At 64.8% G+C, this 10,758-nt stretch carries 11 protein-coding genes; 8 read left to right on the plus strand and 3 right to left on the minus strand.

All coding sequences use genetic code 11. The features are described 5' to 3' along the window. Nucleotides 1-12: 12 nt before the first annotated feature. The 5 genes from RMET_RS21260 to RMET_RS21280 all read left to right on the plus strand — a co-directional run bounded on the left by RMET_RS21260 (nt 13) and on the right by RMET_RS21280 (nt 3,679). Entirely contained in the window at nt 13-537 is a 525-nt protein-coding gene (locus tag RMET_RS21260) for an MOSC domain-containing protein (RefSeq protein WP_011518606.1), read from the plus strand. After that, entirely contained in the window at nt 537-1,490 is a 954-nt protein-coding gene (locus RMET_RS21265) for a PDR/VanB family oxidoreductase (protein WP_011518607.1), read from the plus strand. Before RMET_RS21260 ends, RMET_RS21265 begins: the two co-directional genes overlap by 1 nt. Nucleotides 1,491-1,659: 169 nt before the next feature. Continuing rightward, nucleotides 1,660-2,520 carry a YggS family pyridoxal phosphate-dependent enzyme gene (locus RMET_RS21270; protein ID WP_011518608.1) on the plus strand — a complete coding sequence of 287 codons (861 nt, stop codon included), beginning with the start codon at nt 1,660-1,662 and terminating at the stop codon, nt 2,518-2,520. Between the two features lie 36 nt (nt 2,521-2,556). Next, complete coding sequence (pdxK, locus tag RMET_RS21275; protein ID WP_011518609.1) at nt 2,557-3,423, plus strand: pyridoxine/pyridoxal/pyridoxamine kinase; 867 nt, start codon at nt 2,557-2,559, stop codon at nt 3,421-3,423. A 4-nt stretch (nt 3,424-3,427) separates the two neighbouring features. Beyond that, nucleotides 3,428-3,679 carry a hypothetical protein gene (locus RMET_RS21280; protein ID WP_011518610.1) on the plus strand — a complete coding sequence of 84 codons (252 nt, stop codon included), beginning with the start codon at nt 3,428-3,430 and terminating at the stop codon, nt 3,677-3,679. Between the two features lie 57 nt (nt 3,680-3,736). On the opposite strand, the gene asd is transcribed toward RMET_RS21280, so the two are convergent. Then, nucleotides 3,737-4,591, minus strand: a complete 855-nt coding sequence (asd, locus tag RMET_RS21285; protein ID WP_011518611.1) for an archaetidylserine decarboxylase — start codon at nt 4,589-4,591, stop codon at nt 3,737-3,739. Nucleotides 4,592-4,760: 169 nt separating this feature from the next. Beyond that, nucleotides 4,761-6,056 (minus strand): MocR-like B6 salvage transcription factor PtsJ, encoded by a 1,296-nt coding sequence (ptsJ, locus tag RMET_RS21290; RefSeq protein ID WP_011518612.1) that lies wholly within the window; start codon nt 6,054-6,056, stop codon nt 4,761-4,763. Between the two features lie 411 nt (nt 6,057-6,467). Between ptsJ and RMET_RS21295 the strand changes: the two genes are divergently transcribed. The 3 genes from RMET_RS21295 (at nt 6,468) to RMET_RS21305 (ending at nt 9,643) form a co-directional block, all read left to right on the plus strand. After that, on the plus strand, nt 6,468-6,905 hold the full coding sequence (locus RMET_RS21295) for a hypothetical protein (RefSeq protein WP_011518614.1): 438 nt from the start codon (nt 6,468-6,470) through the stop codon (nt 6,903-6,905). A gap of 198 nt (nt 6,906-7,103) precedes the next feature. Beyond that, nucleotides 7,104-8,486, plus strand: a complete 1,383-nt coding sequence (locus RMET_RS21300) for a TolC family protein (RefSeq protein ID WP_011518615.1) — start codon at nt 7,104-7,106, stop codon at nt 8,484-8,486. A 2-nt stretch (nt 8,487-8,488) separates the two neighbouring features. Next, entirely contained in the window at nt 8,489-9,643 is a 1,155-nt protein-coding gene (locus RMET_RS21305; protein WP_011518616.1) for an efflux RND transporter periplasmic adaptor subunit, read from the plus strand. A gap of 84 nt (nt 9,644-9,727) precedes the next feature. Here the strand turns inward: RMET_RS21305 and RMET_RS21310 are convergent, their stop codons facing one another. Further along, nucleotides 9,728-10,756, minus strand: coding sequence for an IS30-like element IS1088 family transposase (locus tag RMET_RS21310; protein ID WP_011516271.1), 1,029 nt, complete (start codon nt 10,754-10,756; stop codon nt 9,728-9,730). Between the last annotated feature and the right edge of the window lie 2 nt (nt 10,757-10,758).

Below are 10,758 nucleotides of genomic sequence, written 5' to 3' on the forward strand. Positions count from 1 at the left end.
AATTTTAAAGGCATGGAGGAAACCGTGAGTCAGACTTCAGACCGAAGCGTCGGAGCCACTGCGCCGTCGTGGCGTGGTGTTGTCCGCTTTCTTCACAAAACGCCAAGGGCTTTCCTGCCGATGCTGCCCTTTCCGGAGATCACCCTCGTCGCTGGCAAGGGCATCGAAGGGGATCGCTACATGATCGGCAACGAGGCGGGGTTCTACTCTCACAAGCCCGAAGAGGGCCGGCAGGTCACGCTGTTCGAACTGGAAACGCTCGAGGCGCTGGCCCGGGATGCCAAGGTCGTGTTGCATCCCGAGGAACACCGCCGGAACGTCACGGTAGAGGGCGTGCCCCTCAATCACCTCGTGGGGCGCCGGTTCTGGCTTGGCGAGACGTTGCTGGAGGCCACTCGCCTGTCCACACCGTGTCGTCACCTGGAGGAAATCCTCGGCAAGGCTGTCTTCGATCCGCTTGTTCATCGCTCGGGTCTCAACTGCAAGATACTCAGCGGCGGCGTGGTGCGTATCGGCGATGTAGTGAGGCCAGCCTGATGGCGGCCCGGCCCATCAAGACCGTTTCGGTGGTGGTGTCCGCCATCGACGAGCCACTGCCCGGCGTCAAGCGGTTCGTCCTCAGCGACCAGGACCACTGGCCGTTGCCGCCTTTCACCCCCGGCGCGCATATCGACCTGCATCTCGGAGGCGGCCTGGTGCGCACGTACTCGCTGTGCAACGAACCTTCGGACAGGAACCGGTATGTCATCGCCGTGAAGCACGAGGTGGCGGGGCGAGGGGGATCGGCCTTCGTGCACGAGCGGCTCGATGTCGGGGCGTCGATCGGGGTGTCGCTGCCCAGAGGTGGCATCCGCACCACGGACACGGGGATGAACGTCTTCATCGCAGGCGGGATAGGTGTGACGCCGTTTATCTCGACGATCCGCGATCTCGAACTGCGGGGCCAGACGAACTACGTGCTGCACTGGTCCAGCGCGGGGGTGCCATCGCTCGTCGACATGCTGGGCGATGCCATCGCGGCGGGCAGGGTCCGGCTTTACGACACACGCGTCGAATCCGCGCCCGATATGGATGCGATTCTGAATGCGTGCGGTGAGAATGCCAAAGCCTACTGCTGCGGTCCGATGAGGATGCTTGACGCCTTCGAGCGGATCGTCGAAGGCTGGCCGGACGCCCGCAAGCACATCGAGCGCTTCGCGCCGCCCAAGCCTGTGGAAGATACCGACGCGGCGCCTTATACCGTGGTGCTGGCAAGGAGCGGGAAGGAGGCGATCGTCGAGCCACATGTCGGGCTGGTCGGAACGCTGGAGGCACTTGGGGCGGACGTGTCCGTGTCTTGCGGAGGCGGCGTTTGTGGCGCGTGCAGGACGACCTGGCTGGAAGGGCCGCCGATCCATCGGGACCGCGTTCTGTCGCCGGAAGAGCGCGCCCAGGACGTCATGGTCTGTGTGGCCGGATGCGCGGGGTCACGTCTGGTGCTGGATCTGTAGGGGCTGCCGCTTCGCCCCTGGGCCTGAGCCTGTGCCTGTGCATGGTTTCGGTTTTCGCCGGATCCCACTCCGTCCTGTGTCGTGATAGCATTTGTCCTATGACAATGCTGCGACGGGAGCTGCATGTCCGCTCACCGCTGATATCCCGATATGCGCCGAGGCCCAGGCCATGCACACAGATCCCCCTGATTCCGTACATCCGACGCAGCCGCTCCACGACCTGCACAACCGCTGGCCACAGGCCGAGTCCGTGGAGGACTTCCGTCACAACCTCGCGGCCGTTCATGCGCGCATCGCGGCGGCCTGTCACCGCGTTGGCCGCGATCCTGCCGGTGTGCGGCTGTTGCCCGTCAGCAAGGCCAAGCCGGAGGCGAGCATTCGTCTGGCCCATGCGGCCGGTTGTCGTCTGCTCGGCGAAAACAAGCCGCAGGAGGCCTACCGAAAGTGGGAGGCACTGGCGGATCTGGAGGACCTGCAGTGGTCGGTGATTGGCCACCTGCAAACCAACAAGGCCAAGCTCGCGGCGCGTTTCGCCACCGAGTTCCAGGCGCTGGACAGCCTGCGCGTGGCCGAGGCACTGGACCGCCGTCTGCAGATCGAGGGCAGGGCGCTCGATGTGTTCGTGCAGGTCAACACGTCCGGCGAGGCGAGCAAATTTGGTCTGCATCCCGATGAGGTGCCGGGCTTCCTGCGCGCGCTGCCTGCATTCTCCGGCTTGCGCGTGCGCGGGCTCATGACGCTGGCGCTGCTGTCGGCGGAATCCGAGCGGGTACGCCAGTGCTTCGTGCTGCTGCGCGAGCTTCGCGAGCGGCTACGGCAGGATGCGCCCGTCGGCATCGGGCTCGATGAGCTTTCGATGGGTATGTCCGGGGATTTCGAGATTGCCATCGAGGAAGGCGCCACGGTCGTGCGCGTCGGTCAGGCGATCTTTGGCGCCAGATCAACGCCCGATAGCTTTTACTGGCCAGAGGCGGAAGCGGGTGACTCTACATTGAGCGCTGCTCACTCCGGCCGTCAAGGCGAACGTTGATGGGACACGCTGCATTGCATCGCAAGGAAATGAGCCATGTTTGGTGAGACAGGTACCGGGGACGCGCTGCGCCCCATCTTCATGGACGTTGTGTCCGTACAGTCGCAGGTGGTCTATGGCCATGTTGGTAACAACGTGGCCTTGCCAACGTTGCGCGCGCATGGCCTGAACGTGGCCGCCGTGCCGACGGTCATGTTCAGCAACACCCCTCACTACCCGACGCTGCACGGTGGAGCGCTACCCATCGACTGGTTCGGGGGATACCTGAGCGACCTGTCGGCCCGTGGCGCGCTCCAGCGCCTGAAAGCCATCCTGGTCGGCTATCTCGGCAATCCGGAGCAGGTGGCCGTGCTCTCCCGCTGGATCAATCAGGTGCTGGCCGAGCACCCGGATGTGCAGGTGATCGTCGACCCGGTGATCGGTGACCATGACACCGGGATCTATGTCGCGGATGGCATGGTCGAGGCCGTGCGCGAGCTGCTTCTGCCGCTGGCACATGGACTCACGCCGAACGATTTCGAACTCGGGCATCTGAGTGGCCGTTCCGCCGACAGCGTCGAGCAGGTCGTCGCCGCCGCGCGCAGCCTGCTGACCGACCGCGTGCAATGGATGGTGGTCACCAGCGCGGCCCCCGGCACATGGGGACACGACGACATGAAACTGCTCATCGTCACCCGGGACGATGCGCAGGTGCTGAGCCATCCCCGCATCCCGGTTTCGCCCAAGGGCACCGGAGACCTGTTCAGCGCGAAGTTGACCGCGCGGCTATTGGAAGGAATGCCGCTGGCCGAGGCCGCGGCAAGCGCCAGCGACCACGTGGTGACCGCTCTGGAAGCCACCCGTCGCGCGCAAAGCCTGGAGCTTCAATTGCCATCGAACCCCTGTATCACGCATCGAGAGTGATCCGATGAAAACCTATCGACTCAACATCTGGCGCCATGACAGGCTGCTGGGTCATTTCGATTCCGGCACGCCGTGGGCCGCCGAGGCCGTCAAGGACGTTGCGGGCCGCCTGGGTGCCGCGGATGGCTATCGACTCGAGTTGCTTGTGGCAACGGATGAGCGTCGTGTGGTGGAAAGCGGCCCCGGTGGCGTGCGGGTGCTCGGCATCGAGCCGCTGTTCGTCAAGACTTCCCTGGACGAGCACCCCCGGGGCTGAAATCGGTCAGGTGCGTGGGGCGGTTGTGGGGCGATTGAGGAGCGATTGCGGGGCGATTCAGCCGCGGCTGGCAATTGCCTGACCCAGCCGCACCGGCTGTCCGACCTGCCAGTCAGGATGGTATTGCCATGCCGATCCCGGCATCAGCAGCACAATCGTCGAGCCGAGCTGGAAGTGCCCCATCTCCACACCCTGAAGCAGATCCTTCAGTTGAGGTGCGGAAGCGCCGTCGGCGTAGTGCCACTCCGAGACTTGCCCGGATCGCTTGGGCTCCACCAGGCCATGCCAGACCGTGGCGATGCGCCCGACGATGGCAGCACCCACGAGCACCAGCGCAAAGACGCCGTGCTGCGGATGCTCGAACCAGCAAACCAGACGCTCATTGATGGCGAGCAGTCCGTCGATGCCTTCAACGATATCGGGCCTGACGGAGTACAGCTTGCCGGGCACATGACGCATGCCCAGCAGGCGCCCCTCGCACGGCATGTGAATCCGGTGGTAGTTACGGGGGCTCAGGTACACCGTGGAAAAGCACCCGCCCTCCAGCTGTTTCGCGAGGGCGGCATCCCCCAGCAACGCGGTGGCGCTATAGGCATGTTGCTTGGCATGGATCATCTGGCCAGCTTCGACGCGCCCAATCTGGCTGATCGTGCCGTCCACCGGGCTGGTCCAGTCTGCTGCGGCGATCGGGCGCGCGCCGGGGCGCAGCGCGCGGATAAAGAACTCGTTGAACGTCGGATAGGTGGCGAGGTCGCTGACCAATGCCTCATCGAGGTCGATCTTGTGCCGGCGCACGAACGTGCGGATCAGGTACTGGGCGAGCCAGGGCTGGCGGCAATCCGCCAGTTGACCTGCGATACGGGTCAGCAGGTGTAGCGGGGCGAGGCGTTGCAGCAGGACCGAGAAGGACATGGAGGCGGGCGTTGGGGCGACCCGGTGCAACGCATCGGGCCGCTGATTGTTTCATGGGGCAGAATTCTAATGTGGAACGATCCCGTTTGTACCGTTTCTGCCCGGTATCGTCGCGAGGTATCGTTGTTACGGCAGGGAATCACTGTATTGCCTCCGTGGCGGCGGCGATCTACCCAAGGCTGCGCCTGATGTCCTGCGCCAGCCGTTCGCATTGTGCCGGTTCGATGGCGGAAATCGTGATGCGCAGGCCCCGCACGCCATCCTGCACGGAGAAAACGCTCCCTTGCCGGACCAGCCAGCCTTGCCGGGCCAGTGCCAGGGCGATGGCCTGATCGTCGCACTGCAAGGGCACCCAGAGGTTGAAGCCATCGCCCTGCGCCATGTGCCCGATGCCCTGAGCATCCAGCGCCTGCTCCATCGCCTGCCGGCGTCGGGCGTAGTCGTTCCGGGCCTTGTCGATCAGCCTGATGGTCTCGGGGCGGGTGACGGTGACCTCGACGATGTCCTGCAGAAGGTGGCTGACCCAGCTTGTTCCGGGCGCCAGGCACAAGCGTAGCTGCCGGGATGTGGCCACATCGCTGGCAACCGCGGCGACCCGAAGATCGGGGCCCAGTGCCTTGGTGAAGGACCGCACCACGGCCCAGCGATAGGTGCTGCGCGGTATCACCGGGTGATAGGCGGCGCCAGAGAGCAGGGCGAAATGGTCGTCCACGATCACCGGCACATTGGGATGCTTTGCCAGTAATCGCGAGATTGCCCGCGCCCGCTTCTCGCTCAGGCAGCAGCCCGTCGGGTTGTGCGCGCGCGGCGTCAGGATGACAGCCTGAGCCCCCTTGGCAAGGGCGCTTGCCAGACCTTCTGCCTGGATGCCTTCCGCATCCATGGGCACGCCAATCGGCTGCAGCCCGATGGCGCGCAGCGTGTTGATGCTGCTCAGGAAGCAGGGATTCTCGACCGCTACCTTGTCCCCAGCCACCAGATACGCGTTGAGCAGCCGCTCGATGGCATCGACGGCGCCATGCGCCAGATTGACTTCGAAAGGCGCGGGGCAGTCGGGCTCGAACCATTTCCGCGCATACGCTTCCAGCCCGGCATTGACAGTGGGTTCGCCATAGAGCCGCGGCTTGTAGGGGCGGCTCTGCAGTGCGGCCGAGATATCCGGCAGCCACTCGATATTCGGATTGCCGCTGGCAAGATCGGTCAGGGGGCTGCCCGCCAGCGTGCCTTCCTGCTCACCCGGCTCGTACTGGTCGCGGATGATCGTGCCAAGCCGCCCCTGCGTCACGGCAATGCCCGCCATGGCGAGGCGCTTGTAGGCCGCGGCCACCGTGTTCCGATTGATGCCCAGTTCCAGGGCCAGGTCGCGTACGGGGGGAAGAGACGTTCCGGGGAGCAGTTGCCGGGACTGCGTCAGGGTGCGTACACAGTCGAAGATCTCCGCGGCGGTCTTGCCGTGTATTTTCATTGGGTGCCAGGACAGTCGATGTGTGCGGGAAAGCCAGGATTCATCCAGTCCGATCTTGCCCGATCTTGCCCGAGGGCGTCATTCTGACATGCCCGGACATTTGGCGGGTATGCCAATCCAGCGATTGGCATAGGGCAAAAAACGGTGATGCAGCGGAATCGGGGACACCGGATTGAAGTGGGCTTCGCGCCGCATTCGCGGCGGTGGCTCCCCGGGGGCACGCCGCGCCGGTGCTCCACGCCGATCGGCCGTTGGAGCCGCCAAAGGAACTTGCCGCCCTCCGCCGGGTCCATTGTTGCGGTCGGTTACAATGCTGTGCCGCAATATCACAATTCTCAGGCTGACGCTGCAGTTGTATCGTATTCGTCACAAGAAATGTGATTTTTACCGGCTTTTCACGCCCCCGATTTGATGCGTTTCGTCCTCTTCCTGCTGACTGCCTTGTGCCTGTCCGCGCTGTCGTTCTCGGCAGCGGCGAACGTGCGCTCGGCCGTGCCGAAGGTGGTAGCGGCGAAAGCGGAAGCGGCGAAGGTCGAGGTGGCCATACCCGATTACGATGCGAGGCTCGCCACCGGCGACGATCTCGCGCAGCTTGCGCTGCCGGGAGATCCCGACTTCGGTGACGACGCGGAATTCGATGACGGCCCGCCGCCGGGGTACTGCAATATCTGGTCGGCTGATCTGCTCGATCCGCCCGATCTTTTCGACGCGGTCGACGAGACCAGCGCGTTATTCATCCTTCCCACATTCCAGCTTGCGCAATCCGTCGATGTCGTGCTGCCCACGCTCACGGAACGCGGCAAGTTCCAGTCCGAAGGCCAGTTCCGGCCGCCCAGACCCTTCGTCTGATCGCTCAGGCCGCCGTCCGTGCTGACTGCACGCGCGGTGCGCCTTCATTGCCCCTGAGTCCACACACGTCCGTGACGGTTGCCGTCGCGGTCTGACGCCATGCGTGCCCGCCTGCCGAACGATGTCCGGTGGCGGGGCGTGTGACGGGAAGCGTGTGTGTAGGCGCCGGGGCAGTCGTGCCGTTCGACCGATCCTGACATGAAGACCAAGAAAACGTTGACTTGGGCCGCCGCGCTGTCGTTGATGAGCGCGCCGGCCTGGGCCGCGCAGCCCGTGCCGGCCGGCGTTACCGCCGCGCCCGGGGCTGCCTCGCCACAAGCGGCGAAGCTCGCCGCCAAGGCCATGGCGCGCGCTACCACGCCAGCCCCCGATACGTTCGACCTGCCGCAGTTGCTGCAACTGGCGCAGTCGACCAACAAGGGCGTGGAAGCCGCGCAGGCCAATGTGGATGCCGCCACGGCTGCTATTACCAGCGCCCGTGCGTATCCGAACCCGCAGGTGGAAGTGATGTATGGACGCCTGTCCGGCAAGCAGCCGGGCGTGACCAGCGGCAATGCGCCGTCCTACGCAATCGTCCAGAAACTCGATTACCCGAACCAGCGCAATCTGCGCGAGCAGATGGCGGGCCGCGGCCTGGAGGCTTCCGAGGCAATGCGGCAAGGCTTCCGCAGTGACCTGGCCGCGCGCGTGAAGACGTCGTACTACCAGGTGCTTCGCCGCGAGACCGAACTGGCCGCCGCGCGCGAGGACCTGAACATGATGCGGCAGATCCAGGAGCGCGCGAAGGTGCGCGTGAACGTCGGCGAGGCCCCGCGCTATGAATTGATCAAGGCCGACACGGAACTGCTGGCTGCGCAAAAGACGCTGCAGACGGCGGAGCTGCGCGTCGACCAGGCCAAGGCCACGCTGCGCCAGCAGGTGGGAGGCGTAATGCCCGCGCGCTTTGCGCTGGACGGCAGCCTCGGGCACGCGCCCGACATGCCTCCGCTGGCAACGTTGCGCGACACGCTTCAGGCCAGCAATGCGGAACTGACCCAGCGCCGCAGCGAGCTGGAACGCGCGAAGCTGGGCGTGGACTACCAGCGCGCGCTGCGCTGGCCCGAGGTGGCGGTGCGTGCCAGCACCGACCGGCAGCCCGACAACAATGTTTCGCAGATCGGCCTGGTGATGACGATTCCGATCTGGGATCGCCGCAGCGGCCCGGTGGGCGAGGCGACGGCGCAGGCCACGCAGGCCCGCACGGCGCTCGAAGCGCGTGAATTCGAGTTGATGCAGGAACTCGACACCGCCTATCGCCAATACGAGATCGCGCAGGCCCAGGTGACGGCGCTGGAATCGGGCATCGTGCGCGAGGCCGAGTCGGCCTTGGGCGTGGCCGAATCCGCCTATCGCTTTGGCGAGCGCGGCATTCTCGACTACCTCGACGCCCAGCGCGTGCTGCGTAGCGCGCGCAGCGAGTTGATTGCCGCGCAATACGAACTGCAAGTCGCCGCCATCCAGATTGACAAGCTCATGTCGGCCTCGCCGGGCGTCAATACCGCCCCTGCGTCGTCCATGCCCGACCTCCCGAATCTGAACTGATCATGCGTCCCCAATTCCTGCTTTCCTTTGCAGCCGCCGCCGTGATGATGCTGTCGCTGGCCGGCTGTTCCGATGACCCCGCCCCGGCCGCCGAGGCGCCAAAGTTGCCACCTGGCATTGTCAAGCCCGAGGAGAACCTCAAGCGCACGCTCAAGGTGGCGCCGGTTGCCGCGTCCCCATTCAGCGAGATGTTGCGCGTGGCGGGCCGTATCGACTTCGACGAGCAGCGCGTCTCGCGCATTGGCGCCAGCGTGACTGGCCGCGTGACCGATCTCTATGCCGTGCTCGGCCAGGAAGTCAAGGCCGGCCAGGTGCTGGCCCGCCTGCACAGTAGTGAACTGGGCGCTGCCCAGATGGCCTTCCTGAAGGCCGAAGCGCAGAACACGCTGCAGGCCCGCAATGCTGAGCGCGCGCGGCAACTGTTCGCCGCCGACGTGATCGGCCGTGCCGAACTGCAGCGCCGCGAAAGCGAATACGCGATTGCCGCGGCGGAGGCTCGTGCTTACCGCGATCAACTGCGCGTGCTCGGCATGTCCGCCGCGTCGATCGCCACGCTGGCGAAGAGCGGCAGCATCGAGTCGTATTCGCCGGTGTTCTCGAGCATCAACGGCACGGTGGTCGAGCGCAATGTGGCGCAGGGCCAGGTGGTGCAGCCGGCTGACGCGCTGTACACGGTGGCCGATCTGTCGCGCGTGTGGGTCGTCGCCGAGGTGCCCGAGCAGCAGGCTGCGCAGGTGGCCGAAGGGCAGAGCGTCGATATCGAGGTGCCGTCACTGGCCAACAGCAATGGTCGCATCACGGGCAAGCTGATCTACGTGGGTCGGACCGTGAATCCGCAGTCGCGCACGGTGCTGGTTCGTACCGAACTCCAGAACAAGGATGGCCGTCTCAAGCCCGCCATGCTTGCCACCATGCTGATCGCCGCCAAGCCGGTGGAACTGCTGGTGGTGCCGGGTTCAGCCGTGGTCCGTGAAGGCAACGATGAACAGGTCTATGTGGAAGTTGGCGACGGCCAGTACCGCCTGACCAAGGTGAAGCTGGGCCCGGAGAGCGACGGCATGCGTGTGGTCCAGAGCGGCATCAAGCCTGGCGACCGCGTGGTCGTGGAAGGCGCGTTCCATCTGGACAACGAGCGCAAGCAGCAGGAGCAGGGGTAACCGGCCATGATGACATCGCTTGTTGAAGCCGCGATCAAGCAGCGGCTGGTGGTGGGCGGTTTCAAGTCCAAGTGCAACAAAAACTCAATGCACTAAATCCGGCTGCTGGGCCAGCCGCGCCAAATGCTCGGCATAGACCTCGATGGGCTTGCGCCACCCCAGAGTCATCCTGGGCCGTCCATTGAGCTCATCGGCCACAGCGTCCAACTGCTCCTGGCTGTAGCCACTCAGATCAGTCCCCTTGGGGAAGTACTGGCGCAAGAGCCCATTGGTGTTCTCGTTGCTCCCCCTTTGCCAGGGACTGTAGGGGTCGCAGAAGTACACCTTCATGCCTGTGTTCTCGCTGAGCTGGCGGTGCTCGGCCATCTCGCTGCCCCGGTCGTAGGTCAGGGTCTGGCGCATCGGCTGGGCTATTGTCTTGAGCTTGTCGCTGAAGGCTTGCAGTACATGCGCCGCTGTGGCGGGGTTGGGGTGTGGCAGCTTGACCAGCACCACCAGACGGGTGGTGCGCTCGACCAGCGTGCCAATCGCACTGGCGTTAGCCTTGCCTTTGATCAGATCACCCTCCCAGTGGCCGGGCAACTGGCGATCCTCGATCTCGGGTGCTCGCACATGGATGCTCAGCAAGTCTTGCGTCTCCTTGCGGCGATCCTTTCCCCTGGAGCGGGGCCAACGTTTGGCGTGGGCCATGCGCAGGCAGGACACCAGCTCCTTCTTGAGCTCTCCCCGGGGCTGGGCGTAGATGCAGGTGTAGATGCTTTCGTGTGAGGCTTGCAAGCGGCGATCCTGTGGGTGAAGACGCTGGAGTTCGTTGGCGATTTGCTGGGGCGACCACTTGTGGCGCAGGTAGTCGCAAACCAGCGGGAACAAGGGCCCTTGGCGGTGCAGCTTGGGGCTGGGACGGGCTTGGCGTTTGCGATTGTCACTGCGCTGCTGGGCGAACTTGGAGGCGTAGCCCTTGCCGCCTGCATTGCGATTGCACTCGCGGCTGATAGTGCTCTTGTCACGCCCCAGGGCCCTGGCTATGGCGCTGAGGCTTTGCTTTTGCTGCAGCCCCAGGGCTATCGCATGGCGTTCGGTCTCACTCAACTGCTGGTAATTTTTCTTGGTCATCT

Origin of the sequence: Cupriavidus metallidurans CH34, assembly GCF_000196015.1 — a bacterium.
Lineage (GTDB): Bacteria > Pseudomonadota > Gammaproteobacteria > Burkholderiales > Burkholderiaceae > Cupriavidus > Cupriavidus metallidurans.

What these genes read in the sequence shown, in the direction of transcription:
- RMET_RS21260 (WP_011518606.1), top strand. Translation starts at nt 13, where the DNA reads ATGGAGGAAACCGTGAGTCAGACTTCAGACCGAAGCGTCGGAGCCACT.
- RMET_RS21265 (WP_011518607.1), top strand. Translation starts at nt 537, where the DNA reads ATGGCGGCCCGGCCCATCAAGACCGTTTCGGTGGTGGTGTCCGCCATC.
- RMET_RS21270 (WP_011518608.1), top strand. Translation starts at nt 1,660, where the DNA reads ATGCACACAGATCCCCCTGATTCCGTACATCCGACGCAGCCGCTCCAC.
- pdxK (WP_011518609.1), top strand. Translation starts at nt 2,557, where the DNA reads ATGTTTGGTGAGACAGGTACCGGGGACGCGCTGCGCCCCATCTTCATG.
- RMET_RS21280 (WP_011518610.1), top strand. Translation starts at nt 3,428, where the DNA reads ATGAAAACCTATCGACTCAACATCTGGCGCCATGACAGGCTGCTGGGT.
- asd (WP_011518611.1), bottom strand. Translation starts at nt 4,591, where the DNA reads ATGTCCTTCTCGGTCCTGCTGCAACGCCTCGCCCCGCTACACCTGCTG.
- ptsJ (WP_011518612.1), bottom strand. Translation starts at nt 6,056, where the DNA reads ATGAAAATACACGGCAAGACCGCCGCGGAGATCTTCGACTGTGTACGC.
- RMET_RS21295 (WP_011518614.1), top strand. Translation starts at nt 6,468, where the DNA reads ATGCGTTTCGTCCTCTTCCTGCTGACTGCCTTGTGCCTGTCCGCGCTG.
- RMET_RS21300 (WP_011518615.1), top strand. Translation starts at nt 7,104, where the DNA reads ATGAAGACCAAGAAAACGTTGACTTGGGCCGCCGCGCTGTCGTTGATG.
- RMET_RS21305 (WP_011518616.1), top strand. Translation starts at nt 8,489, where the DNA reads ATGCGTCCCCAATTCCTGCTTTCCTTTGCAGCCGCCGCCGTGATGATG.
- RMET_RS21310 (WP_011516271.1), bottom strand. Translation starts at nt 10,756, where the DNA reads ATGACCAAGAAAAATTACCAGCAGTTGAGTGAGACCGAACGCCATGCG.